Origin of the sequence: Saccharothrix sp. ST-888, assembly GCF_000955975.1 — a bacterium.
GTDB lineage: Bacteria > Actinomycetota > Actinomycetes > Streptomycetales > Streptomycetaceae > Kitasatospora.
On record NZ_JYJF01000113.1, the window covers coordinates 1 to 24,539 of the forward strand.

General features: G+C 71.6%; 19 protein-coding genes and 2 pseudogenes. 9 read left to right on the forward strand and 12 right to left on the reverse strand.

The features are described from left to right. Positions 1 to 3: 3 nt before the first annotated feature. Positions 4 to 2,670: a SpoIIE family protein phosphatase/ATP-binding protein gene (locus UK12_RS27215; protein WP_197085204.1), complete on the reverse strand. Its 2,667-nt coding sequence runs from the start codon at positions 2,668 to 2,670 to the stop codon at positions 4 to 6. 301 nt (positions 2,671 to 2,971) lie between these two features. Beyond that, a complete protein-coding gene (locus tag UK12_RS40075) occupies positions 2,972 to 3,331 on the reverse strand; it encodes a hypothetical protein (RefSeq protein ID WP_045305825.1) in 360 nt (119 codons plus the stop codon). Positions 3,332 to 3,581: 250 nt separating this feature from the next. Between UK12_RS40075 and UK12_RS27225 the strand changes: the two genes are divergently transcribed. Next, complete coding sequence (locus UK12_RS27225) at positions 3,582 to 5,012, forward strand: pyridoxal-phosphate dependent enzyme (RefSeq protein ID WP_045305826.1); 1,431 nt, start codon at positions 3,582 to 3,584, stop codon at positions 5,010 to 5,012. Between the two features lie 66 nt (positions 5,013 to 5,078). On the opposite strand, the gene UK12_RS27230 is transcribed toward UK12_RS27225, so the two are convergent. The 3 genes from UK12_RS27230 to UK12_RS27240 form a co-directional block, all read right to left on the reverse strand. After that, entirely contained in the window at positions 5,079 to 7,220 is a 2,142-nt protein-coding gene (locus tag UK12_RS27230; RefSeq protein WP_052682188.1) for an N-acetylmuramoyl-L-alanine amidase, read from the reverse strand. 368 nt (positions 7,221 to 7,588) lie between these two features. Next, complete coding sequence (locus tag UK12_RS27235) at positions 7,589 to 9,337, reverse strand: AMP-binding protein (RefSeq protein ID WP_045305827.1); 1,749 nt, start codon at positions 9,335 to 9,337, stop codon at positions 7,589 to 7,591. A gap of 174 nt (positions 9,338 to 9,511) precedes the next feature. Then, positions 9,512 to 10,219, reverse strand: coding sequence for a CPBP family intramembrane glutamic endopeptidase (locus UK12_RS27240; RefSeq protein WP_045305837.1), 708 nt, complete (start codon positions 10,217 to 10,219; stop codon positions 9,512 to 9,514). Positions 10,220 to 10,420: 201 nt separating this feature from the next. On the opposite strand from UK12_RS27240, the gene UK12_RS27245 reads away from it, so the two are divergent. Further along, positions 10,421 to 12,112 (forward strand): alpha/beta hydrolase, encoded by a 1,692-nt coding sequence (locus tag UK12_RS27245; RefSeq protein ID WP_045305828.1) that lies wholly within the window; start codon positions 10,421 to 10,423, stop codon positions 12,110 to 12,112. A 58-nt stretch (positions 12,113 to 12,170) separates the two neighbouring features. On the opposite strand, the gene UK12_RS27250 is transcribed toward UK12_RS27245, so the two are convergent. Continuing rightward, the gene (locus tag UK12_RS27250) at positions 12,171 to 12,881 is read right to left on the reverse strand and encodes a hypothetical protein (protein ID WP_052682190.1); all 711 of its coding nucleotides are present in this window, start codon (positions 12,879 to 12,881) and stop codon (positions 12,171 to 12,173) included. A gap of 177 nt (positions 12,882 to 13,058) precedes the next feature. Then, the gene (locus tag UK12_RS27255; protein WP_045305839.1) at positions 13,059 to 13,622 is read right to left on the reverse strand and encodes a DUF4291 domain-containing protein; all 564 of its coding nucleotides are present in this window, start codon (positions 13,620 to 13,622) and stop codon (positions 13,059 to 13,061) included. A 405-nt stretch (positions 13,623 to 14,027) separates the two neighbouring features. Here UK12_RS27255 and UK12_RS27260 point away from each other — a divergent pair, with 405 nt between their 5' ends. The 4 genes from UK12_RS27260 (at position 14,028) to UK12_RS27275 (ending at position 16,243) form a co-directional block, all read left to right on the forward strand. Next, positions 14,028 to 14,378 (forward strand): hypothetical protein, encoded by a 351-nt coding sequence (locus UK12_RS27260; RefSeq protein ID WP_231591406.1) that lies wholly within the window; start codon positions 14,028 to 14,030, stop codon positions 14,376 to 14,378. Beyond that, entirely contained in the window at positions 14,378 to 15,262 is an 885-nt protein-coding gene (locus UK12_RS27265) for a hypothetical protein (protein WP_052682191.1), read from the forward strand. Before UK12_RS27260 ends, UK12_RS27265 begins: the two co-directional genes overlap by 1 nt. 94 nt (positions 15,263 to 15,356) lie before the next feature. Next, on the forward strand, positions 15,357 to 15,746 hold the full coding sequence (locus UK12_RS27270) for a roadblock/LC7 domain-containing protein (RefSeq protein WP_052682192.1): 390 nt from the start codon (positions 15,357 to 15,359) through the stop codon (positions 15,744 to 15,746). Positions 15,747 to 15,868: 122 nt separating this feature from the next. Continuing rightward, the gene (locus tag UK12_RS27275) at positions 15,869 to 16,243 is read left to right on the forward strand and encodes a hypothetical protein (protein ID WP_045305831.1); all 375 of its coding nucleotides are present in this window, start codon (positions 15,869 to 15,871) and stop codon (positions 16,241 to 16,243) included. 78 nt (positions 16,244 to 16,321) lie between these two features. Here UK12_RS27275 and UK12_RS27280 read toward each other — a convergent pair whose 3' ends face one another. Further along, positions 16,322 to 16,948, reverse strand: a complete 627-nt coding sequence (locus tag UK12_RS27280; protein WP_197085206.1) for a hypothetical protein — start codon at positions 16,946 to 16,948, stop codon at positions 16,322 to 16,324. 873 nt (positions 16,949 to 17,821) lie between these two features. On the opposite strand from UK12_RS27280, the gene UK12_RS27285 reads away from it, so the two are divergent. Together UK12_RS27285 and UK12_RS43595 are read left to right on the forward strand one after the other, a co-directional pair. After that, complete coding sequence (locus tag UK12_RS27285) at positions 17,822 to 19,306, forward strand: MFS transporter (protein WP_231591407.1); 1,485 nt, start codon at positions 17,822 to 17,824, stop codon at positions 19,304 to 19,306. Positions 19,307 to 19,344: 38 nt separating this feature from the next. Beyond that, positions 19,345 to 19,545, forward strand: a pseudogene (locus UK12_RS43595) (transposase); the annotation flags it as partial. A 338-nt stretch (positions 19,546 to 19,883) separates the two neighbouring features. Here UK12_RS43595 and UK12_RS38505 read toward each other — a convergent pair. The 3 genes from UK12_RS38505 to UK12_RS27300 all read right to left on the reverse strand — a co-directional run bounded on the left by UK12_RS38505 (position 19,884) and on the right by UK12_RS27300 (position 22,314). Then, positions 19,884 to 20,705, reverse strand: a complete 822-nt coding sequence (locus tag UK12_RS38505) for a CHAP domain-containing protein (protein WP_082119999.1) — start codon at positions 20,703 to 20,705, stop codon at positions 19,884 to 19,886. Between the two features lie 78 nt (positions 20,706 to 20,783). Beyond that, a complete protein-coding gene (locus UK12_RS27295; RefSeq protein WP_156178956.1) occupies positions 20,784 to 21,674 on the reverse strand; it encodes a peptidoglycan-binding domain-containing protein in 891 nt (296 codons plus the stop codon). 244 nt (positions 21,675 to 21,918) lie between these two features. Next, positions 21,919 to 22,314 (reverse strand): hypothetical protein, encoded by a 396-nt coding sequence (locus UK12_RS27300; RefSeq protein ID WP_045305832.1) that lies wholly within the window; start codon positions 22,312 to 22,314, stop codon positions 21,919 to 21,921. Between the two features lie 893 nt (positions 22,315 to 23,207). Here UK12_RS27300 and UK12_RS27310 point away from each other — a divergent pair. After that, positions 23,208 to 23,597: pseudogene (locus tag UK12_RS27310) on the forward strand (transposase); the annotation flags it as partial. A gap of 18 nt (positions 23,598 to 23,615) precedes the next feature. Here UK12_RS27310 and UK12_RS27315 read toward each other — a convergent pair. Further along, a complete protein-coding gene (locus tag UK12_RS27315; protein WP_045305835.1) occupies positions 23,616 to 24,380 on the reverse strand; it encodes a maleylpyruvate isomerase family mycothiol-dependent enzyme in 765 nt (254 codons plus the stop codon). Between the last annotated feature and the right edge of the window lie 159 nt (positions 24,381 to 24,539).

The following is a 24,539-nucleotide window of genomic DNA, read 5'->3' on the forward strand; positions in this document are numbered from 1 at the left end:
GGGTTACTGGGGGTGGTTGTTCGGGGGTGGGGGGAGGAGTTGTTCGGCCCAGATGATTTTGCCGTCGGGGGTGTAGCGGGTGCCCCAGTGTTCGGCGAGTTGGGCGACGAGGAAGAGGCCGCGGCCGCCTTCGTCTTCGGCGGCGGCGTAGCGCAGGTGGGGGGAGGTGCTGCTGGTGTCGGAGACTTCGCAGATGAGGGTGCGGTCGAGGAGGAGGCGGACGCGGATGGGGGCGGTGGCGTAGCGGATGGCGTTGGTGATGAGTTCGCTGAGGATGAGTTCGGTGGTGAAGGTGGTTTCTTCGAGGCCCCAGTGGGTGAGTTGGCGGGTGACGGCGGCGCGGATGCCGGCGACGGCGGCGGGGTCGTTGGGGACGTTCCAGTGGGCGATGTGGTGGGGGTTGAGGAGGTGGGTGTGGGCGACGAGGAGGGCGATGTCGTCGGTTTGGCGGGTGGGGAGGAGGGCGGTGAGGATGGCGTCGCAGGTGTCCTGGGGGGTGCGGGTGGGGTGGGTGAGGGTGGTGGTGAGGATGTCGAGTCCGGTGGTGATGTCGCGGGTGCGGTCTTCGATGAGGCCGTTGGTGTAGAGGATGAGGTTGGTGCCGGGGGGGAGGTGGAGTTCGGTGGATTCGAAGGGCATGCCGCCGAGGCCGAGGGGTGGTCCGGCGGGGAGTTCGGGGTAGTGGACGGTGCCGTCGGGGTGGACGAGGGCGGGGAGGGGGTGGCCGGCGCGGGCGAGGGTGCAGGTGGCGGTGGTGGGGTCGTAGATGGCGTAGAGGCAGGTGGCGCCGGAGATTTCGGGGTTGCCGTTGTTGGTGGTGGTTTCCTGGTCGATGCGGGTGACGAGTTCGTCGAGGTGGCCGAGGAGTTCGTCGGGGGGGAGGTCGAGGGCGGAGAAGTTCTGGACGGCGGTGCGGAGGCGGCCCATGGTGGCGGCGGCGTGGAGGCCGTGGCCGACGACGTCGCCGACGACGAGGGCGACGCGGGTGCCGGGGAGGGGGATGACGTCGAACCAGTCGCCGCCGACGCCGGCTTGGGCGGGGAGGTAGCGGTAGGCGATGTCGAGGGCGTTCTGTTCGGGGATGCCGCGGGGGAGGAGGCTGTGTTGGAGGGTGACGGCCATGGCGTGTTCGCGGGTGTAGCGGCGGGCGTTGTCGATGCAGACGGCGGCGCGGGCGGTGAGTTCTTCGGCGAGGGAGAGGTCGTCCTGGTCGAAGGGTTCGCTTTCGTTGGTGCGCCAGAAGTTCGCGACGCCCATGAGCACGCCGCGGGCCCGCAACGGAACGGTGATGAGTGACCGGAGGCCGTAGTCCAGCACCCGCTGCATGCGGTCGCCCGGTCGGCGGGGATCGGTGGCGGTCTGCACGTCGGGTACCAGCACCGGCCGTCCGGTGACGAAGCCGACGGCCATCGGGGTGTTCGCCGGGTAGCGGTGCGCTCCGCCCTCCCGGACCAGCGGGTGGTCGTCCCGAATGCCGCTGAGCGCCACCCGTCGCAGCTCGGGCACCTCGTCGTAGACCCCGGCCTGCGGTTCCTCGCCCTGGAGGACGGAGTCGGCGAGGTCGACGGTGACATGGTCGGCGAACCGGCCGACCGCCACCCGGGTGAGCTCCTCGGAGGTCTGCTGGACGTCGAGGGTGGTGCCGATGGACACGCTCGCGTCGTACAGCAGCCGCAGCCGGCCCTGGGCGACCTCGGCCTTCCCCGCCAGTGCGCGCAGCTCGGTCGAGTCGCGCAGGGTGGCCACGCTGCCGGGCGGGCCGCCCTGCTGGTCGGTGGGGCGGATGTTCACCGCCAGCAGCCGGTCGCCGAGCGGGACCACCTCGTCGGTGACCGCACGGCGGGAGAGCAGCAGACCGGCCGTCCGGGGGGCCAGACCGAGCTCGGAGACCAGCCGCCCCTCCAACTCCGAGGACAGCCCGAGCAGGCGGCGCGCCTCGTCGTTGGCGAGCAGCACCCGGCCCTCGCCGCCCACGATGACCACGCCCTCGCGCACCGCGTGCAGCACCGCGTCGTGGTGTTCGTACATCCGGGTCATCTCGGCCGGGCCCAGTCCGCGGGTCTGCCGCCGCAGCCGTCTGGTCACCAGCGCCGTCCCCGCCGTCGCCAGGGCCAGCGCGGCCGCACCGGCACCCAGGATGAACGGGAGCTGACGGTTGATCGCACTGCTCACCCGGCTCACCTGGAGCCCGGCCGACACCAGGCCCACGACCGCACCGCTCGGGTCCGTCACCGGGACGACCGCCTGCACGTCCTCGCCGACCGGGCCGCTGACGTTCTCCAGCGTGACGCCGCCTGCCAGCGACGGGGCGATGGTGCCGATGAACTGCTTCCCGATCTGGTCCGGCTCGGGGCCCGTGTACCGGATGCCCTCCCGGTTCATCACGACGACGAAGTCGACGCCGCTCTGCACCCGGGCGGCCTCCGCCTTCGGTTGCAGCAGCGCGGTCGGGTCGGGGCTCCGCAGCGCGGGCACCAGGCCGGGCGCGTGGCTGAACGACGCGGCCACGGCGAGCGAACGGCTGCGCGCGGCCTGGATCCTGTCGGTCCGTGCCTTGACCAGCAGCGTGGTCACCGCGGTCACCACCAGCAGCAGCACGATCAGCACCTGGAGGAGGAACATCTGACCGGCGACGCTGCGGATGCTCGCCACCGACCGCAGACGTCCCACTGACGGCTCCCTCGGAACTTGGCGCGGCTGTCGCCGCTGACGGTGGCCACCTGATCGGCGCCAAGGCAGCCGGGAGGAGCGGCCCAGGACTCGGGCCATACGCATGTTTACCCCGATCCCGGCCCGAGTGGGATGCGCCACGCCTGGGAGCTCCCACAACCGCCAGGGCCGCATCGCTCAGACCCGTTCGAAGGGGAACGACTCGATGAAGCAGTCACGGGGCCGGCCGATCGCGAAGAGGATGCACTCGATGAGCGACTGCGCCGTGCGGGCGTCCGCAGCCTTGCGTGGAGCGGTCTGCCTAGAACAGCATGGCCGGGTCGGCCGGCTGCCGCTGCCGGGACGTGAACTTCGCCGCCGCGCGGGCCTCGTCCCGCAGCCGTTCCTGGCTGAGCTTGGCGCCGAGGTACCCGCCGGCCAGGAGCACGATGCCGCCCACGGAGATCCAGAGCGTCCCCGCGAGGAACGAGTCCTTCTGCTGGCCGTCGTAGTCGCGGACGACACTGCCCACCTGGCATCGGTCGCCCTCGGACATGCCCTCCCAGCCGCATTCCGCACCGGAGTTCATCGAGTAGATGCCCCAGCCCACCAGTAGCAGGCCGGGGATCACGCCGAGCAGGGCACCGACGATGACCGCGCGCAGCCTTCGCGCTCTCCTCATGAGATCACCACTCAGACTCCCGCCAGGCGCCGTCCGTTCGGATCAGCACCGTACACGTGGCGGATCGGCCCTGCCATTATCGAGCAGAGCAGGTCGCGATCCGGTGAGTGGTCCAAGTCGGCTGCACGGCAGGGGATATGGCGTCGGCCCGGGCGTCCAGTCCTCCGACTGGGCGGCGTGTCCACTCGCGTGGACGGACATCCGGACGTTCCGCCGACCGCACGGCGTCGGATTCGCTACCGTGCGGGAGATGGATGCCCACGACTCTGTGACCGAGCTGATCGGCAACACGCCGCTGCTGCGGCTTCGAACGTCCGGTGAAGGCCGCGAGGCCGCCGTCTACGGCAAGCTCGAGTACCTGAGCGTCGGCGGCAGCGTGAAGGACCGGATCGGTCTGCGCATGATCGAACAGGCCGAGCGGGAGGGGCTGTTGAAGCCCGGCGGGACGGTGGTCGAAGCCAGCTCGGGCAACACCGGCGTCGGACTCGCGCTGGTCGCGGCCACGAAGGGCTACCGGATCGTGACCGTCCTGTCGGACCGGACCAGCAGCGAGAAGGTCGCGGCGCTGCGGGCGTTCGGCGCCGAGGTGGTGCTCAAGCCCGCCGGAGTGCCACGCCACCATCCGGAGCACCCGCTCGGCACGGCGGCGCGGATCGCCGGGGAGATCCCGGGCGGCTGGCTGGCCGGGCAGTACGACAATCCGGCCAACCCCGAGGCGCACTACCTGACCACCGGGCCGGAGATCTGGCGGCAGACCGGAGGCCGGATCACCCACCTGGTGTCGTGCATCGGCACCGGCGGCACCATCAGCGGTACCGGCCGCTACCTCAAGGAGGTCAGCGGCGGCGCGGTCCGGGTGATCGGCGCGGACCCGGCCTCCTCGGTCTACTCCGGGGGCGACGGCCGGCCCTACTTCGTCGAGGCCGCCGGGCACTGGAGGCACCCGGAGACCGTCGAGGACCTCTGGCCGCAGTCCTACCACCAGGACGTCGTGGACCGGGTGGTGCCGGTCGCCGACCGCGACTCCCTGCTGACGATCCGTCGACTGGCCCGCGAACAGGGGCTGCTGGTCGGCGGATCCTCCGGCACCGCGGTGGCCGCGGCCCGACAGGTCGCCGCCGAGGCCGGACCGGAGGCGGTCGTGGTGGTGATCCTGCCGGACTCCGGTCGCCAGTACCTCACGAAGTACTTCGACGACGGCTGGCTGCTGCGGCTGGGCTTCCTGGACGGCGACGCCGCCGGCGTCCGGGTCGACGACGCGGTGGCGGCCGCCGCGCGGGAGCAGCCGCTGCCGTACCTGAACGGGCGCACCACCGTCGCCGACGCCCTGGCGGCGCTGCGGGAGCGATGCGCCGGCGGCGCACCCGCCGTTCTGCCCGCAGGTCCCTGCCCGGTCGGCCCCCGCCGTCGGCCGACCGCGCCCGAGCTGGCGGGATCGGTGGCACTGGACGAGCTGACGGCCGCCGTCGAGAGCGGCAGGGCCGCGCCCGGCGACCCGGTGGGCGATCACCTCGCCGCGCCGCTGCCCCGGTTCGGCTCGGGAGAGCCCGCCGAGGCGGCACTCGCCGAACTGACCGGGCGCGGCCTGGACACGGCCGTCGTCCTGCACGACGGCCACGCGATCGCCCTGATCGGCCCCGCCGACCTGCGCGGCTGCCTGGCGGCGGAGCGGCCGCAGTAGGCAGCCGCGAGCTCCGCTCCTGTGCTCCCACCGCATGGAGCGCCGCGCGCCGCACCGCTGGGGACGCTAGCGCTTGCCGGACGACGGCAGCTGTACGGCCGCCTGGACGTCGGAGGACTTCAGGAAGGCGAGCCGGTGGTTGTAGCGGATCGGGTAGTAGGTGTCCTTGCCGACCACCAGGGTGCGGTCGTCGGGTGCGTCGCCGTTGATGTTCTGGTCGTAGAAGAAGTCGCCGGGCTCCGGTGTGCCGTCGACGGCCAGGTACGCCTGCCCCGCCGGGACGGTGGCGCTCAGCGCCACCACCGGGAGCGCCTTGATGGCCGGATAGGGGGCGTAGGCGGCGGCCTCGGGAAAGGCCCGCCCGTACACCGGGATCGAGGCGAGGCCGGGGCGCGGGGTCAGCACCGTCCGTCCGGCCAGGCCCAGGAGGTGGATGAGCGGCGCGAGGCCGGGCAGCGGCGAGGACGTGGTCCTGGCGTTTCGCCCGCCCGGGTTGGCGAACCAGCACTTCTGGCCGTCGTACCAGATCGCGGTCCAGTCGCCCTGCTGGTCGGCGACCACGTAGCCGGTGCCGGCCACCGCCTTGTCGCTCCAGTCGTCGGCCCTGGTGCCGCCGCCGTTCACCAGCGGGGCGTCGGCGGCCGGCCGGGTGCGCAGGTAGACGAAGTTCTCCGGTCGGGCCGGCACCCCGCTGACCGGCGGCTGGTTGCCGGAGTCGAAGGGCGGGGCGATGGTGACGGTGTCCCCGGCCCGCGGCGGTGCGTCGATGCCCGGTCCGATCGGCGCTCCGAGCAGTTCCAGGTAGTGGTTCCAGTCCCAGAACGTCCCCGGGTCCCAGTGCATCCCGGGGACGGCGTCCTGGGTCGGCCCGGGCACGTCGTCGTGGCCGATGACGTGCTGACGGTCCAGCGGGACACCGAACCGTGCGGCCAGGTACCGCACCAGCTCCGCCGAGGACTGGTACAGCTGCTCCGAGTACCAGGTCGGCCGGTCGGCCGGAAGCGCGAAGCCCTCGTGCTCGATCCCGATGCTGTGCATGTTGACGGTCTTGTTGCCGGAGTGCCAGGCGATGTCCCGGGTGTGCACCAGCTGGGTGACATGGCCGTCAGAGGCGCGTACCAGGTAGTGCGCGGTGGCCTGCTCGGCGGGGTTCTGGAAGGACGCGATCGCCCCGGCGTAGTCGCTCTCGGTGTCGTGGACGACGATGTAGCGGATCTTCTCGCCGTCCTCGGGGCGGTTGGCCGGGTTGTAGTTCCCGTACGAGGTCGGGTCGTTGGGGTCGGTCAGCGCGTACGCGGCGGGTGTGAAGTCGCACCCGAGGCCGACCGGGCACTCGGCCGTGCTCGGCACGGCTCTGGACCCGGTGGAGCCCGGCGGTTCGGCGACCACCAGCCCCGGCGTGGCGGGCAGTGTGACCCGCTGGCCCTCGGCGGTGCTCCGGGATGCGCCGGTGCGGACGGTCTCGAACACCCGGTCCGCGAACGCGCGGCCCGCTGCGCCGCCCCGGCCCGGGGTGCCGGCCTGCCCGAACCGGGCCACCGCGCCGTACCACTGGCCGGGATCGGCGGAGGCGGGGCCGCCTGCGGCCTTCTGGTACTGCGCCAACAGGGCCGCGCCGCCCCGGATGTTCTGCGCCGTGTCGTACCTCAACTGTTCGGCCGGGCGGTGGAGCAGCCCGGCCGCGGCGTCGAGGGTGTGCAGCGCCGGGGAGTCCACCACCCGTGGTGCGATCGGCCCGGGGGCGACGGGCCCGCGTCTGCGGCGCGGGTCACCGTCCCCCCGCTCGTGGCTGTCGCGGCCGGCGCCGGTGCGGCCCGCGGTGGCGGCGTTCTCGGCGGCGACGTCGACCTGGGTCAGGCCGAGTACGCCGTAGTTGCCCGTCGTGCTCGGCTGCCCCTGGTGGGACTCCCAGCGGGTCTGCCGGTAGGCCAGCGCCAGCAGAACGCTCTGCGGTACCCCGAACTCGGCCGCAGCGGCCGCGAACTGCCGCTGCACCACCTCCGACGCCGCAACCGACGTCGCCGCGCCGTCGGCCGGCAGCGCGAAGCCGGTCGTGCAGGCGGTGGCGACGGCGGTGGCGACGGCGGTGGCGACGGCGACCAGGCCGGCGGGCCGGCGCAGCCGGCGGCCGGAGCCGGGTGCTGAGGGGCGGTGCGCAGCCGACGGGGTCTCGGGCGTCCGAGGGCCGGCGGGGGGGAAGCAGTCCATACCACGGTTCTACCGCAGCTGACTGTGCGTCATATCACCTGACACTCCGGCGGATCGCCGAGGTGTGGGGCCGGTCGCAAGCGTTGGTCCCGGGTGTCGCCGGGCCTGCCGTGGGCGGCGCGAAGGCGGGTCGGCCACGGTCAGGCCGCCGACCCGGCGCAGTGCGAGCGCGGGGCGCGCAGGTGCGTGAGCAGGCGGTCGAGCACGGAGGACCGCCAGTGCGGTCAACGCCGCCATCGCGAACCGAATCCAGGACCTGCCGGGCATCCGGGGCCCCCGAATCCTGCCCACGGATCGACACGGCCCCACCTGTGACGCCGTCGGGGGCCGTCCCGGGCCCGGTGAGCGGGCCCGGGAGCGGCGGCGGATCAGCCTGCGGTGCCCCGCAGTTCCGGGAACTGGTCGTCGCGCCACTCCCGGTCGAGGCTCGCTCCGGTGTCCGCCGCCTGCTGTTCGCGGGTCCGCAGCTCGACCCGGCGGATCTTCCCGGAGATGGTCTTGGGCAGGTCGAAGAACTCGATCCGGCGCACCCGCAGATACGGCGGGAGGCTCTCCCTGGCGTGCCGCAGGACGGCCAGGGCGGTCTCCCGGTCGGGCTCCCAGCCCGGCGCCAGCGCGATGTACGCCTTCGGCACCGCGAGCCGGACCGGGTCGGGCGCGGGGACCACGGCGGCCTCGGCGACGGCGGGATGCTCGATCAGGACGCTCTCCAGCTCGAACGGGGAGACCTTGTAGTCCGAGGCCTTGAACACGTCGTCGCTGCGGCCGACATAGGTGATCCGGCCCTCGGCGTCCCGGGCCGCCACATCGCCGGTGCGGTAGTAACGGCCCTCCGTCACCCTGGCGTTGAGCTCGGGGTCGCCGAGGTAGCCGGTCATCAGGTTGAGCGGGCGCTCGGCGAGGTCGAGGCAGATCTCGCCCTCCTCGGCGGGCCTGCCGCTGACCGGGTCGACCAGGACCACCGGAACTCCCGGCAGCGGACGGCCCATCGAGCCGGGCTTGACCGGGGAGCCCGGAGTGTTGCCGACCAGCAGGGTGGTCTCGGTCTGCCCGAAGCCGTCCCGGATGGTCAGCCCCCACGCCCGTTCGATCTGCGCGATGACCTCCGGGTTGAGCGGCTCCCCGGCCGCGACCAGCTCGCGCAGCGTGCCGGGGCCGGCCGAGAGGTCGGCCTGGATCAGCATCCGCCACACCGTCGGGGGAGCGCAGAAGGTCGTGACCTCGGCCCGGTGCAGCTGCCGCACCAACTCGGCGGCGTCGAAACGCGAGTAGTTGTGGACGAAGATCGTTGCCTCGGCGATCCAGGGCCCGAAGAAGCTGCTCCAGGCGTGCTTGGCCCAGCCGGGGGAGCTGATGTTCAGATGGACGTCGCCGGGGCGCAGCCCGATCCAGTACATGGTCGTCAGGTGTCCCACCGGGTAGGAGACCTGGGTGTGCTCGACCATCTTCGGCCTGCTGGTGGTGCCCGAGGTGAAGTAGACCAGCAGCGGATCGTCCGGTGCGGTCCGCGCCTCGAAGGGCGCCGGCTCACCGACCCCGGACGCCTCGGCGTAGGACGCCCAGCCGGCCACCGGGCCGCCGACCACCGTACGCGAGTAGGAGCCGGGCACCGCGGCGAACTTGGCGGTGTCGGCGGTGTTCGCGAGGACATGGCGGGCGCCGCCGCGCTCGATCCGGTCCATCAGGTCGGCCGTGCCGAGGGCCGTGGTGGCCGGCATGATCACCGCACCCAGCTTCATCACGGCGAGCATCGACTCCCACAACTCGACCTGGTTGCCGAGCATCAGCAGGACCCGGTCGCCCGGCTGCACGCCCTGGCCGGCCAGCCAGTGGGCCACCTGGTCGGAGCGGCGGGCCATCTCGTCGTAGCTGTAGCGGGCCTCGCTGCCGTCCTCCTCGACGATCCACAGTGCCGTACGGTGGTTTCCGCGGGCGATCGCGTCGAACCAGTCGACGGCCCAGTTGAACCGCTGGCGGAAGGCCGGCCAGCGGAACTCCGCCAGGGCGGTGGGGTGTTCACCGGACAGTCCGAGCAGCAGGTCACGCGCTGCGCGGTAGGACTCGGTGGCTGAACTCGTCGTCACGACTATCGGCTCCCAGTGCAGTTGGCCGCCCATCCGGGGTGGTCGGCGCGGCAGACCCGGACATGATCTCGCGCACGACCGTAGCCGGTACCGAACCCCGGTCAGGGCTCGGGGCGTTCGCTTGGCGGCGCACCGGGGGAGCTGCCGACCGGCCGACCCGTCCTGTGCTGCCGGCGCCTGCCCGGCGGCGGCGCAGGGCGCGCGGGATCACCTGAGCAGGAACCCGGCGAGGTACCCCAGCGAGTTGACCGCCCAGTGGAGTCCCGCCGGGGCGAGCAGGCTGTCGCTGCGTCTGCGCAGCTCGCAGAGGAGCACCCCGGCCGCCGCGGTGAACAGCACTGCTCCGGCGTCCGCCAGCAGGGCGCCCGCCAACGAGCCGCCGAACAGCGGCGCGAGCGTCGGTTTTCCCCCGGCCAGATGGAGCGACGGCAGGATGTGCCACAGCCCGAACAGGGCCGAGGAGAACGCCGTCGCCCCCACCCGGCCCCAGCGCCGCCGGGCCAGTCCGTACAGCACACCTCGGAACGCCAGCTCCTCCAGCAGTACGGTGCCCACCGGGACCGCGACCAGCACGCGGAAGGCGATGTCCGCGCCGCTGAGCCCGCTGTTGCGGGTGTCCTGGAACAGCGGCCGGGTGACCGGCAGCAGGGCCGCGAGGAGGTAGCCGGCCGCGACCACGCCGGTGCAGCCGAGCGCCCAGCGGGCACCGCGCCCCAGGGTTCCCGCGCCGAGCCCCAGTTCGGCCCGGCTGCCGCCGCTCCAGTACTCGACGGCCAGCAGACCGAGGACCGCCGGGACGGTCGTCAGCAGCCCCCAGCCGGGCGCCCACCGGTGGAGGGTGAGGTTGACCAGTACCAGCAGGACGACGGCGACGCCGAGGGCGACCCGGGTGTCCACCGGTCGCCGAAGCCGCATGCCGTTCACAGTCCCGATGGTCCTCGTGCCGGTGGGACCGGACCACTCGGCGGCCGTCCGCCCGCCGTGCGCGCCTCCCCGGTGCGGGTACCGGCCGTCCCTATCCTCGCGGATGGAATACGGACCGACATCTGGGGTGAGAATGGGCATTTCACGCATCAATCGTGGCAGCACCCGCCGTACCGGCCGGCCCGTCGTCTGATGCCCGAGCCCGTCGAGCAGCCCCGCCGCCGTCCCGAACCCTCGGGCCTTCCCGCACCCTCGCGCCGGCCCGTGGTGCGCCGCCTGCCGAGCTGGAGCGCGCTGGTCGGAGCCGTGATCGGCTACTGGCTGTCGTTCACGCCGTCGCTGCTGCCGCGCCCCTGGTGGCTGCAGGCCGCCGCCTGCGCGATCACCGCCGCGATCGGGTACGCCGTCGGTGCCCTGATCGGCCTGATCGTGAGGCGCTGCGGAGTCCGCCCCGACGAGCGGCTGCGCCGGATCGGGTGGCTCGTCCTGGCGGCCGCGGGCGGCACGGGGATCGTGTTCGTCACCGCGTGGAGCGTCCGCTGGCAGGGCGACCTGCGCCGGGCGGTGCACCTGGACCCGCGGATCGTCTGGTGGCAGTGGGCGCTGGTACTGCCGCTGGCCGTCGTGCTGTTCGGGCTCCTCGTCCTCGTCGCGCGGGCGCTGCGGCTGGGCACCCGGCAGCTGGCCCGGCTGACCGCCAGGGTGGTCCCGCCGCGGCAGGCGACGGCGGCGGCGGCGGTCCTGATGGTGGTGCTGGTGGTCGGGTTGGTCCAGGGCTTCCTGCTGCGCGGGCTGCTGGCGGTGGTGGGGGGCGCCGCCTCGGTCACCGATCTCTCGACCTCCCCCGGGATCGTCCGGCCCGAGCTGCCGACCCTCTCGGGCAGCCCGGCCTCGCTGGAACCCTGGGACAGCCTCGGCTCCAAGGGCCGCGACTTCATCGGCCAGGCCCCCACCGCCGCCGGGATCAGCCGGTTCACCGGCCGGCCCGCCAAGGATCCGGTGCGGGTCTACGTGGGCCTGCGGTCCGCCGGCACCCTGCACGAGCGGGCCGAGCTGGCGGTGCGCGAACTGGAACGGACCGGCGCCTTCTCCCGCCGGGTCCTGGTGGTGATCAGCACCACCGGGACCGGTTGGGTCAACGAGCGGATCGCCAAGCCGCCGGAGTACATGTACGGCGGCGACAGCGCCCTGGTCGCCATGCAGTACTCGTACCTGCCCAGCTGGGTCTCCTTCCTCGCCGAGGGGGAGGCCAGCGACGCGGGGGTCGCACTGATCGACGCCGTGCGCGCCCGCTGGTCGCAGCTGCCCGCCGACGCCCGGCCCAGGCTGCTGGTGGCGGGGGAGAGCCTCGGCTCGTACGCCACCGAACGGGCCTTCCCCGACGGGGTGGCCCAGCTGGCGCAGCAGGTGGACGGCGCGCTCCTGGTCGGGCCCACCCCGGACAACCCCATCCGGCGGACCGTCACCGACGGCCGCGACCGGGGCAGCCCGATCTGGCGGCCGGTCTACCAGGACGGCCGGACGGTGCGGTTCGCCCAGTGGCCGGACGACTTCGGGAAGCCGCCGGCCGAGTGGGCGCCGCCGCGCGTCGTCTACCTGCAGAACGGCGGCGACCCGGTGACCTGGTGGGAGCCTGGGCTGCTCTGGGCCCGCCCGGCCTGGCTGGATCGGCCGCGCTCCCCCGACGTCTCCGACGCCATGCGCTGGTATCCGCTGGTCACCTTCTGGCAGGTGACCTGTGACCTCGCCGCCGCCGACAGCGTCCCCGACGGGTACGGCCACCGGTTCGGCACCCTGCCCACCGGCGCGTGGGCCCAGATCGCACCGCCGGAGGGCTGGACCGCCGCCGAGACCGAACGGCTGGACGCCTTCCAGCGCGCGTAGCCCTGACGCGCGCGCAGCCGTGACGCGGGCAGTGCGGCGGGCGCGGGCGGTGCGGGCGTCAGTAGCGCTGGGCCCGCGCCACCTTGGCGGTCGCGGCCGAGACCCGCTTGGCACCGTGCGCGAGGACCGTCCGGGTCTCGCCAGGGGCGATGCCCTCGGTGCCGACCACCACCGAATCGACGCTTGAGCCGGAGCCGTCCAGGAAGTCCACCTGGGCGGCGTAGTTCGCCTTGGCCGAGGTCGAGTTGGTGATGGTCAGGGTCACTGCGGGGAACCCGTCGGAGGCCGCGGTCGGGATCCCGGTCAGGGTCACGTCGCCGAGTGCGTTGCCGCTGCCGGTGACGCCGGCCAGCGCTTCGGTCGCCTGCTGCCTGGACTTCGACACCTGCGCGGACACCGAGGACTCGAACGCCGCTGCCCGGGACTGCAGCGCGGCGGTCGCCGACGCCGCGGAGGCCGAGGCGACGGCCGCCGCCTGCGAGAACAGCGCCGCCGCGTCGGAGGCCGCCGCGGACCCCTGCGGACCGCCGAGCTCGGACGCCTCCGCGGCACCCGACGCGGCCCGCCGGGACGCCTCCGCGGCGGCCGACACCACCGCAGGGCTGATCCCGCCCTTGGTCTTCTCGGAGCTGCACGCCGCCGCGCCTGCGGTCAGCACGGCGGCCGCCAGCAGCAGAGCACCGGCCCGCGCCTTGGGCCCGACCCCGGTAAGGGGCCCGGTCGCGGCCTGCCCGAGCTGACGGCCGACTCGCGGGGCGGACATGTTCATGGGGGCTCCTGTGATCGCTCGGCTGCGGACCTGTCCGCGGCTCCAGGGTGCGTTCCCGTAGCGCGGACGGCACGGCGGACTGAGCCCAACGAGTGCACCACCGCCCACCCCGCCCGCAGCCACGCCCCGCCGACCGGGCCCGCCCCGAGCCTGGTCCGACCCCTTCGGCCGCTCGGCTCAGTCCATGCCCAGCCGCCGGGCCGACGACGGCTCCAGCGGGTAGCGGCGCTCGGCCGGGAGCAGCCGGGCGGCCTGGGTGGTCCGGCCGGAGCGGACCAGTTCGGCGATCTTCCTGACCCGTGGGGTGAGGTCGGTGACGGAGACCGTCCACTCGTCCACCAACTCGTCGATCACGGCGCGGCCGATCCCGACCTGGATGCTGTAGTGGTTGAGCGCCGCACCCGACAGCGAGCGTTCCGGGTCCCACTGGACGTGCACCGCCGCCCCGGCGAGGGCGGCCGGGTCGGCGGTGGTCAGGGTGGCCCCGGCGAGTGACCGCTCCCAGCCCGCTCGGGTGATGCGGACCTCCAACACCCGTTCCTGTCCTGGCTTCCGGCCCCAGTTGCTGCGGTGCATCAGCCAGCGGAAGGAGGGCTTGATCCAGGTCATCCGGCCGCGCGAGAAGGGCGGCACGAAGCGGTCGGCCGCCACGGCGGGGACCGCGATCGCCGGCGGGTACGCCTGGTAGAGCGCGATGGTGTGGGCGTCGTAGTCGGCACGGATCTCGCGGAGGGCTGTCACCTCGCCGAGTCTGCCGCCGGCCGGCCGGGCGGCCAACCGGATTTCGACTCCCGTACGAGGTCGGCCACGAAGCCGACCGGGAGGTCGATGGGTGGGTGAGCGGTGGCATCTGCGGCTCGCGGCAGCTGTACGGAACCCCAACTGTCCCCGGTTCATGGTCCAGACCAATCTTCGGCGGGGTCAACTCGTCTGCCAGGGTGGACGATCCGCAAGCACATCGGTTGTCGGATTGTCAAAGAATCGTCATATGCCAGACGGGTTTGCCGGAACTCGCATGTTCGGCTGCCGCACGCGATAGCGTTTCGTGGCGTCGAGGCTACCGCACGTGAGCGCGGTGGCTCCGCGTGCCTTCGGACGAAGAGGTGGAGCGAGTTGACGGGAATCGATGAGTGTCTCGTCGAAGCGATGACGATACCCGGCGCGCTGGGCGTCAGCCTGGTGGACTGGACCAGTGGTCTGACGCTCGGCGCGGTCGGGGACGGGCCCTCCGGTGACCACGACGCGGGTGCGGCCGACGCCACCGACCTGGCCCGCGCCGTGATCCAGAACCCGTCCTTCGCCGACCCGGATTCGACCGGCACCCTGGCCGAGGACGTCATCGTCACCTCGCCCGGGCGGTACCACCTGCTCCGCTTCGTGGAGGCCGGCTTCGAGAGCGGCGCCTTCCTCTATCTCAGGCTCGACCGCGGCAGTGCCAATCTGGCCATGGCCCGGCTGCGACTGCGCAATCTCGCCGAACAGTTGGTGTTGATCTGATGGATCTTCAGACCCGCTCGCCCCTGGTGTCGCGTCGGCGTCCGCTGCTCCTGACGCCGGACCGTACGCTCGGCGACGTGGTCGGGATGCTCGCCGCCGAGCGCCGCACCGGTGCCGTGCAGAGCACCACGGGAGTGGTGCACCTGGTCGAGGGCGCCGTCCTGCAGGTGGAGAGCGTGGCGGCCCCCGATCTGCCGACCCTGCTGGTCCGCTCCGGACGGCTCACCGAGCAGGATCTGCTGGACCTCGTCGGCGCCACCGGACTGCCGCTGCTGGAAGCCCTGTGGGGCTCGGGGCGGATCGGCCGGGGAGTGCTCGAACTCTGCCATCTCACCACGGTCTCGGACGCCGCCTTCCTGGCGCTGCCGCACGACAGCGGCCCGGTCCGCTTCCAGCCGGGAGTGCATCCGAGGGTCGGCGTGATCCGTCCGATCGACGTCGGAACGCTGCGCGCGGCGGTGGCCCGGCGCCGGGCGCTGCTCGACCGGATCTGGCCCTGTCCCTGGCTGGACAGCACTCCGCTGCGGCTGAGCACGGCCGCGCCGGACGCGGCCGGGGGGTGCTGGAGCCGGGGTCAGCGAGCCGTGGTCAACGCGGCCGACGGGCGGCGGACGCCGTTGGACATCGCCCGGCTGCTGGGGCGGCCGGCGTTCGCCACGCTGCTCGACGTCCGCAGGCTCGCCGCTGCCGGACTGGTCGAGAGCTCGCCCGAGGTCATCGCCGCGGTAGCCCCGGCGATGCCGGTGAGACCGGCGCTCTCCGCCGTGCCGACCCTGCGGCCCACCGTGCTCCCCGGCGCCATGGGCCGGTTGAACGGTGGCTCGGCGGATCCCGAAGTTGCCCTGCTGATCCGACTCCGCGCGGCGCTGGAGGCCCGTCTGTGACCGCTCTGTCCGCCTGGCCGGCCCGACCGGCCCTGTCCACCGTGGCCGCCGAATGAAACGCGCAATTCGCCAACTCACCGGAAGGAGGCAGTCCGTGATATCCGAGCACGACGTCCTGATCGAACTCCGCGGTCTGCGTGCCAGGATCCCGCACCTGGCCGGCGGGCTGGTCGCGACCACGGACGGGCTGGTGGTGGCCCACGACACCACCGACCTCGAACCGGAGGGCATCGCGGCACTCACCGCCGCCGCGCTCGGCGTCGGCGCCAGACTGACCGAGGCCACCGGCCGGGGCGGCTTCCGCGAGCTGCTGACCCGGGGCGAGTTCGGGTACACCGCGACGTACGCGGTCGGCGCCTTCGTGGTGCTGACCCTGCTGGCCGGGCCCGAGGCCAACGTGGGCCGGCTGCACCTGGAGGCGCGCAAGGCCGGTGCCCGGATCGCGGCGCTCGCGGACACCGCGCTCGGCCGTCTGCCTTCCTGACCTGGCTTCCTGACCTGCTGTCCTGACCGGTCCGCGGGCCCCCGCCCCGGACCGCCGTCACCACCGCCCGATCGGGCACCGACCGCACTGCCCCACACCACCCCCGAAGGGAAGACCATCCGATGGCGAACACCGAGACCGCCCTCAAAGACGTCATGAGCTCCATCGAAGGAACCATTGGCGTCGCGCTCGTCGACTACGGGAGCGGAATGGCGCTCGGCACGCTCGGCGGCGAAGGCACCATCGATCTCAACGTCGCGGCGGCGGGCAATACCGACGTGGTCCGGGCCAAGGCCCGGGCCATGGAGATGCTCAAGCTGAACGACACGATCGAGGACATCCTGATCACGCTCAGCGGCCAGTACCACGTCATCCGCCCGCTCACCAGCCGTTCCGGCAAGGGCCTCTTCCTCTACCTCGCGCTCGACCGCAACCGGGCGAACCTCGCCATGGCGCGGCACCAACTGCGGCGCATCGAGGCCGAGTTGGAGGTCTGACCGGCCTTCCTCCAAGACTCCGTGTGGCCCGCAGAAGCGGTGGGCGGCCCCACCCCGAGCGGGCCACACGGGCGAACCCTACGGAGTGCCGCTCCCGGAGGTCACCGCGCTGAGCGGGGCGGCCAGCGACTCCAGGCTGCGGCGCTCCGCGCGGACGCCGACCGCCGCCTCCACCAGGCCGGCCGCCACCATCAGGCCGGCGCCGGTGCAGAACGCCAGTGTGGTGTCCGCCGGAGTGCCGCTGCTCACCAGCCCGTTGAAGAGCAGCGGGCCGCTGATCCCGCCGATCGCCGTCCCGACGGCGTAGAAGAAGGCGATGCACAGCGCCCTGGTCTCCAGCGGGAAGATCTCACTGACCGTCAGGTGGGCGGCACTCGCCCCGGCCGAGGCGAGGAAGAGCACGGCCGTCCAACAGGCGGTCATGGTGAGGGCGTCCAGCGCACCGCGCTGGAACAGGTACGCCGTGCCGAAGAGCAGCACCCCCGAGCCGATGTACGTTCCGGCGATCACCGGCTTGCGGCCGACCGAGTCGAAGAGATGGCCGAGCAGCAGCGGCCCGAGGAAGTTGCCGACCGCGATGACCGCGAAGTAGTAGCCGGTGTGTCCCTCGGGCACGGCGAAGAAGGTGGTCGGGATGACCGCGTAGCCGAAGGTGACCGAGTTGTAGAGGAAGGCCTGGCCGGAGGCAGCAGTCAGAGCGTACAAGCGCGGGCAGTTTCAGGGAAGGGGATTCGGCGTGGTGGGGGTGCGGGCAGAAACGGCTGACCCGATGCGGTCGGAGCCGAGCGGGCAGCGGGTGTTGACCTGCGAGGATTGCGCCATGGCGGGTGCGCATTGCAACTGGTGCGGCGTAGGCCGACCGCTCCGCAGGGCCTCCTTGGCGGAAGAGCTATGGACGCTTTGACAGGCGGGCAGCAGTCCCGATCGTTTCTCGTGTTTGAGCGGGTGTGTCAGCGTCTGCTCGTACAGATGCTGACCTTTTGCTGACCAATCTGACTGGGTGTCAGGTTGCTGCCGCGCGAGCCGGGCAGGCTGAACCTGGTGGCCTGCGCAAGCGCGGGGTCGAGGTGGCGCCAGCGGTCAAGTTGATCGCGGTCCTGGATCAATGCTCGTACTGATGCACGGGCCGCTCCCCTTTGGGTGAACCTGGTCGCGCGGGCTGCCGAGTCGGTCGGCGAATTTCGTCACCAGGGCGATCATGAACTGCGCAAGCTCACGTGAGGAGGCCATCAGGTGCGCACGTTCACAGGCTGTTGAACGGTCAGGGGCGCGCCGACCGGCCGCGAGCCGGTCAGGTTTCCGCCGGGACTGTCAGGGCAGACGCCGCAGTGATGAAGGGCGGCAAGCCGAGGACAAGGCCGCGCCATTCCGCGTGGACGCACCCCGTACCCCCTTCGTCCGTGAGGGGGTGTCCTGCCCTGAGCTTGGGCTCTGCGGGGGTCGAAGGAGTCATGGAGCAGCATCCGGAACAGTGCAGCCGGTCAGTGCCGGCCGGCGCGTAGGGCCAGGATCGGCACGTCGTGTCGGCGAGTGGACGGGTGGGTGAGGCGGGTGGCAACCCCGGGACCGGGTGACGCGTTGATCAGTACTGATGTGCCGGCCCGGCTGGACCGATTGCCGTGGTCCCGCTGGCACTGGCGGATCGTCATCGGCCTGGGCACCGTCTGGATCCTCGACGGTCTCGAGGTCACGATCGTTGGCAACATGGCCGGCCGGCTGGCGCAGCAGGGCAGCGGGATCTCGATCAGCACCGAGCAGGTGACCAGCGTGGCGGCGGCCCTCTACGTGGCCGGCGCCTGCACGGGGGCGCTGTTCTTCGGTTGGCTGACCGACCGGCTGGGCCGCAAGAAGCTCTTCATGGTGACCCTGGCCGTCTACCTGGCGGCCACGGCGGTGACGGCGTTCTCCTGGACGGCCTGGTTCTTCTTCCTCTGCCGGTTCTTCACCGGCTTCGGCATCGGCGGCGAGTACGCGGCGATCAACTCGGCGATCGACGAGCTGATCCCGGCCCGGGTGCGCGGCCGCGTCGACCTGATCATCAACGGCAGCTTCTGGATCGGTGCGGCGGTCGGCGCGTTCGCCTCGATTGCCTTGCTGAACACCGCCCTGTTCGCCACCGACCTCGGGTGGCGGCTGGCCTTCGGGATCGGTGTGGTGCTCGGGCTGGTGATCCTGCTGGTGCGGCGGCACGTGCCGGAGAGCCCGCGCTGGCTCTTCACGCACGGGCAGGCTGAGGAGGCCGAAGAGGTGGTCAGCGAGGCGGAGCGCACGGTCGTGGAGCAGAGTGGGGCGGAACTCCCGGAGCCTGAGGGCGAGCCGATCACGATCCGTCCCCGTGCCTCGATCGGCTTCCTGACGATCGCCCGGACGGTCACCCGAAGCTACCCGCGCCGAACCACACTGGGGCTCGCCCTCTTCATCGGCCAGGCATTTCTCTACAATTCGGTGACGTTCGGCTACGCGGTCATCCTCACCACCTTCTTCAAGGTGCCGACCGGCAACACGGGTTACTACTTCGCGGTGATCGCGGTGGGTAACTTCCTCGGGCCGTTGCTGCTGGGCGGGCTCTTCGACACCGTCGGCCGGAGGCCGATGATCGCCGGGACCTACATCGGTTCCGGGGCGCTGCTCTTCGTCACCGCGTTCCTCTTCCAGCGCGGTGACTTGACGGCGACCACGATGACCGCCTGCTGGACCGCGGTGCTCTTCCTGGCTTCGGCCGGTGCGAGCTCGGCCTATCTGACGGTCAGTGAGATCTTCCCGCTGGAGACCAGGGCGCTGTGCATCGCCTTCTTCTACGCGGTGGGCACCGCGATCGGCGGCATCACCGGCCCGCTGATCTTCAACGGACTGGTGAGCAGTGGGAAGACCCGCGACACCACGCTCGCCTTCTGCATCGGCGCGGCATTGATGGTTCTGGCCGGTCTGGTCGAGGCGGCGATCGGCGTTCGCGCCGAGCGGCGCAGTCTGGAGTCCCTGGCGGCACCGCTGAGCCTCGTGAACCAATCGGCCCTCGGCGCCCAACCCGAGCAGTCGCCAGGAACTGGCCGTCGGGGGGCTTGAGGCCCAGTCCTAGGCCGTGTCTCATAATTGATCTTGTGGTGGGTCGAGGAGAGATAACAGATGCGGCGTGGGCCAGGATTGAGCCGTTGCTGCCGCGGCGGGACGGGGTGGGGCGTCCTTGGCGTGATCACCGCCAGGTGGTGAACGGGGTGCTGTGGCGTCTGCGCACGGGCGCCCCGTGGCGTGATCTGCCCGAGCGGTACGGCCCATGGCAGACCGTCTACCGGCGCTTCGCCCGCGCCCGCGACCTTTCCCGCATCCCCGACGACCGTGCCGCAGCCGTCATCCTCCTCGCCCGCGCCGCCGGAACCGCCGGCGCAGCGACCGTGTTCGACGACGCGGTCCACCTACGCCGACGAAACCGCCATCGGCGCCATCCACCCCCTCCAGATCGAATGGGTGCCCGCTCCGAACTCGCCACCAACCCCCGCACCAGCGAACTCCAGCAGGTCATCGACGAACGCCCCGCGCACTGACCCGCGGCACAGAGCAACGAGGCCGGGCCCCACCCCCGCAGTTGGAGGATGGGGCCCGGCCGAAGTCCGGTGACGGGCTCACCTGCCCGACGGGTGGTCGCTCAGAAGTGGATCATCCACTGGAAGTCGGACTGCGCGTTGCTGACGTGGACGTGGCTGCGGGTGCCGTAGGCGGTCGGGTTGTTCCAGTTGTACTCCTCGACGTCGAAGGAGCCGTCAGAGTAGACGGCGTTGACGTAGGCGACGTGGCCGAACGTCCCGTGGACGTCGTTGACGGCGATGGCGCCGACGGTGGGGGTGGTGTTGACCGTGAGGCCGGCGCGCCGGGCGGAGTCGTCCCAGGTGTTGGCGTTGAACCAGGAGGTGCCGCCCCAGGAGTTGCCGAAGTCCGAGATGCCGAGACGGGTGGCGACGCGGAAGGCCGCGAAGGCGGTGCACTGGTCGGGGTAGAAGCCGTGGCCGCTGTGGTCGTAGTCGTCGACGGGGGTCTGGTTGCCGCCGGTGCCGCCGAGGAACTGGTGGGAGGCGTTGTTGTTCTTCAGGGTGGCGTTGAGGTTGCCCTTGGCGCCGGGGGCGAAGTCCTGGTAGGCGCCGGCGTAGCCGCTGTTGTAGTAGACGCGGACGGTCTGTCCGGTGCGGTTCCACACCGATGCGGCGTTGTTCTTGACGCAGACGCCCTGGCCGTTGCTGGCGCTCTTGAATTCGTAGCAGGACGGCTGGGTGGTCCCGTAGTCGCCGAGGGAGCCGGTGAAGTCGGAGATCGAGCCGGCCTCGTCGCTGTTGTAGTAGTAGCAGAACTCTCCGGCGTCGCAGACCCCGTCGCGGGACGCGGCGAAGGCGGGGGCGGAGGTGGCGCCGACGAGGGGGACGGCCATGGCCAGTGCGGCGCCGGCGACGGTGAGCGTGGTGCGTATGTTCTTCATGGCTCTCTCTTTTCGTGACGTGTCATCGACGGGTGCTTCGGTCGTGCTCGGGTGGTGCCTGGGTGGTGCCGTGCGCGGTCAGTGGGTTCGCTGGTACTCCTCCCAGGTCTGGATGGGGATGCGGGGGCCGTCGTCGGCGGCGTGGTTGGCCAGGCCGTTGAGGCCGAGGTAGTAGTCACCGGTCTGGTTCTGGGCCTGGGTGGCCAGGTCGGTGTCGTTGATCGCGGCGGCGTGGATGTGCCACGGCCAGTTGCCCTGGGTGGGGTTGCGGACCCAGGCGGCGAATCCGACCTGGCGCAGTGCCTGGGCGACGGCGGTGCGGGTGGTGCTGGACATGCCGTTGACGTTGATGTCCACGACGCCGCCGCCGTCGTGGGTGCCGGCGGAGGTGGGATCGCCGCCGGGGTTGTAGGAGCCCTGGTCGAGGGTGAGGTGGAAGCCCAGGAGGCGTTCGGCTTCGGTGAGCATGTTCTGGGTGCGGGTGTTGACGGTGTATCCGTCGCGCTGCAGGTGCGCGCCGGGCCCGATCTGGTGGGTGATGGTGTAGCGGCCCTGCCCGAGCGCGGTGAGGGAGGAGGCGCCGGGCAGCCCGTTGGCGTCCAGGCCGCTGTAGCCGAGGGAGCGTTGGAAGGCGGCGTAGGCGGCGATGGTGGTGGTGCCGAAGTAGCCGTCCACCCAGCGGGCGTCGAGGAGGCCGCGGGCCTGCAGGGCCTGCTCGACGGCCAGGACCGAGTCGTGGGCGCCCGGGGTCTGCGTGCTGTCGGGGCGCCGGGGATCGATCTGCGCGGCCAGGACGGTGGCTTCCATGTCCACCACGGGCAGCGCAGCAGCGGTGGCCGCCGGCGCCTCGGTCAGGGGCGGCGGGGTCGCGGCGTGGGCCTGTGCGGCGCTCAGCACCAGGCCGCTCAGGACGGCGACGGCCGTGAGCAGCCGGGTTGCGGCGTTCCGGGTCTTGATGACGGATGCCATGCGTTGATTCCTTCCGGTTGGATGAAGAGATCGGCCCCGACCCGTCCCGGTGCCCGGCACCAGGCGGGGTCAGGGTTCCGACGGAGGGCTCCCGAACGGGAGCAGCACTCAGCAGCACCGCCGGCCGGTGCGGCCGTCGCTGACGCAGTCGCTGCGGAGAAGGGCCGCGCCGGCACGAGTTCCGGTGACGGCCCGGGAGCCAGTACTTCTCGACGGGCATGACCGTTCGGAGTCCGCCGAACAGTCAGCGACAGCTGTCCCGGGACCCGGCCCGCGGCGCTCGCCGTGAGCTGAACGGTCGGCAGCGGACGTCGGTCTTCACGGCGACGTCGCTGGAGCAGGGAGTTCCGATGGAGGCGGGCCGGGCGTTCTCTAATTGCTGCTGGCGGAAGAGCAGTTGGTTCTGGTTGTGGGCGAGCAGCCTGGTCAGTCCGACTTCCGGGCTGACGGCCCGCAGCGTATGGGAGTCGTTCGCGGGCCGCAGGAGCGTCAGTTCCAGGAGTTCGTCGAGTGCTTCGCGCACCTGAGCCTCCGTCAGGTGCAGGACGGCGGCGATCCGTTCGAATCCTCCGTCCGGCTCGGCCAGCAGGGTCCGGTAGACGTTCTCCGTCCGTGCGTTCAGTCCGAGTGCCTGCAACACCGCGCTGCCCTCCCCAGGTCAGTGATCATCATCGGTGAATGGCGGTCGGATTCGCAATGGTTTCGCAGGCGAAATGATCTGGCACGTAGCTGCCGAGTGGCTTGATGCCACCTCTGTGGCCAGGACATCGCCTTTCCTGGACGGCAAGATCTTCCTCATCGGTGCGGAAAGAAACGCAAAAAATCGGGACGATTTCCGCGAACCACTCACAGGCGCGGCATGGTTACGAAACAGGAGGGAACAGTCGTGGCCCACTCGATACGCATCGTGTGCACCGGCCCGGTCGTCGCATTCACCGTCGGCCTGGGTCCCGGCGCCGCAAGCGGCATCGTCGCTGATCGCCCGGCCTTCCAACTCGGCTTCACCGACGGGTGGGTCTGGCCAGAGCCGGTCACCGTACAGACCCCGGACTGGCCGACATGAGAGACGAGGGCATAGCCGCATATGGACTGCTGACGCTCTGACAGGTTGCGGCTTGTCCTCCGGGAACGCGAAAGGCCCCGCCGGGTTGGCGGGGCCTTTCGCGTGCGGGCAAAAAGCCCCTCGCCGCGGTCTGCTGTGGGGCTGCGAGGACGGTGGTGCGGTCAGCTTCGCTCGGCCCGGTGGCTCAGCCGCATCGCCAATCGCCACAAGGACGGCGACGCGGACGCCGTACGGGACAAGCAGCAGCTGGAGGCCCGATCGAGGCTCTGGAGGGCGGGGCTGGCCCAGTTGCTCACAGCCGAGGAGGCCCACCAGTCCTGACGGCCCACCCTGCTCAACAGCTGCTCCCCTCCGACACGGTGGAGGAGCGGCTCACGAGCCGGGCCACCTCCCGCCGCTGCCACTCCTCCGTAGGGTCCGGACCGCCTGCTCCGCTGCTGGCGTCATCCCAAGCTGATGCTTATTAGACCGACCGGCACGATTCACCCCTGCTCGGCCCCACTCTGGACGCTGCACAGGCACAGGTCGGCGCGATGCCGGAGACCGTCAACGTCAACCTCGATCGCGGCTACGACAGCGCCAAGTCCCGTCTGCTGACAGCCGGGTTGGGCTTCACTGCCGAGATCGCACGCAAGGGCGTGCCCGCCCCGATCCAAGCCGGAAAACGCTGGGTGGTAGAGCGCACCCACTCGTGGATGAACGGCTACGGAAAGCTCCGTCGCTGTAGCGAGAGGAGCGGCGAGGTCGTGGACTTCTACCTCTACCTCGCCGCCACTCTCGTCACGCTCCGCATGCTCATCCGACGCTCGACGAGCCGTTACCGCTGGGACGGCCGCCCCACCACCCGACGCCTCAAGTGATCCATTTGCCGGTCGGTCTTAGTCCCAGTCCTGCAGCTGCTGGAGCAGGTCGGCGTCGCCCTCCATCCGCAGCGAGCCGGCCGGGATGCGCATGTACATGAGCAGGGCCATCTCGCTCGCCGTGCCGTAGATGGCGGCGGTGGGCTTGCTCTCGGCGGCCGCCGCCGCGGTGAGGCGGGTGAAGCGGGAACCGGCGGCGTCCACCGTCTGGCGCCAGGAGCCAGCCTCGGCTGCGTGGTAGTCCATGGTGGCGGGCTCGCCCGGCCACGGGACCGTGACGGTGCAGACGGTGGCGAGGAACTCCTCGATGGCGTCGACCGCCTCGGTCGTCGGCAGCTCCTGCGGGGTACCGGAGGCCAGCTGGGCGTCGTAGGTGTGGATCAGCGACTCCGGGACGCGGCGGCGGGCCACGGCGGCCACCGTGTGCGGTGAGGCCAGCGGCTCCCACCAGGCCCAGCAGCCCCGGTCCGGGCCGGCCTCGCGCAGAGCAGTAAGCAGCTGCTCCGTCGAGTCGGCCAGCCAGGTTATGAGGGCCTCGCGCTCCCTGGGCGCCGCCAGCCCGTCCTTGCTCGGCCGCTCGTCGCCCGGCGCGGTGTTCAGCACGATGTAGGCCCAGAAGCGGTCCCCCTCACTGAGGTGGTTCGCCAGGTCGTACAGCGTCCAGCCCGGGCAGGACGGGACGTCGGCGTCGAGGCTGGGGGCCGCGGCGACGGCGGCGCGGAACGCGGCGGACCGCTCGTCAATCATCCGCAGCAGGGTGGGGAAGTAGAGATGCTCAGTCACGCAGACCTTGTATCACCCGGACCGGGACTCTCGCACTCGATTAAGACCGACCGGCAAATGGTGAACCGCTGCGGGTTCTTCAGAGACTCTAGATTGTGGCCGTGGCCTGCAGGTTTGGCTGTTGGCTGTAGTACTTGGCTTCGTACTCGGCGGGTGGGG

Bases quoted from the DNA above. Each gene is read 5' to 3' on its own strand.
- UK12_RS40075 (WP_045305825.1), bottom strand. From the start codon at position 3,331: ATGAGGAGAGCGCGAAGGCTGCGCGCGGTCATCGTCGGTGCCCTGCTC.
- UK12_RS27225 (WP_045305826.1), top strand. From the start codon at position 3,582: ATGGATGCCCACGACTCTGTGACCGAGCTGATCGGCAACACGCCGCTG.
- UK12_RS27230 (WP_052682188.1), bottom strand. From the start codon at position 7,220: ATGGACTGCTTCCCCCCCGCCGGCCCTCGGACGCCCGAGACCCCGTCG.
- UK12_RS27235 (WP_045305827.1), bottom strand. From the start codon at position 9,337: ATGGGCGGCCAACTGCACTGGGAGCCGATAGTCGTGACGACGAGTTCA.
- UK12_RS27240 (WP_045305837.1), bottom strand. From the start codon at position 10,219: ATGCGGCTTCGGCGACCGGTGGACACCCGGGTCGCCCTCGGCGTCGCC.
- UK12_RS27245 (WP_045305828.1), top strand. From the start codon at position 10,421: ATGCCCGAGCCCGTCGAGCAGCCCCGCCGCCGTCCCGAACCCTCGGGC.
- UK12_RS27250 (WP_052682190.1), bottom strand. From the start codon at position 12,881: ATGAACATGTCCGCCCCGCGAGTCGGCCGTCAGCTCGGGCAGGCCGCG.
- UK12_RS27260 (WP_231591406.1), top strand. From the start codon at position 14,028: ATGACGATACCCGGCGCGCTGGGCGTCAGCCTGGTGGACTGGACCAGT.
- UK12_RS27265 (WP_052682191.1), top strand. From the start codon at position 14,378: ATGGATCTTCAGACCCGCTCGCCCCTGGTGTCGCGTCGGCGTCCGCTG.
- UK12_RS27275 (WP_045305831.1), top strand. From the start codon at position 15,869: ATGGCGAACACCGAGACCGCCCTCAAAGACGTCATGAGCTCCATCGAA.
- UK12_RS38505 (WP_082119999.1), bottom strand. From the start codon at position 20,705: ATGAAGAACATACGCACCACGCTCACCGTCGCCGGCGCCGCACTGGCC.
- UK12_RS27295 (WP_156178956.1), bottom strand. From the start codon at position 21,674: ATGGCATCCGTCATCAAGACCCGGAACGCCGCAACCCGGCTGCTCACG.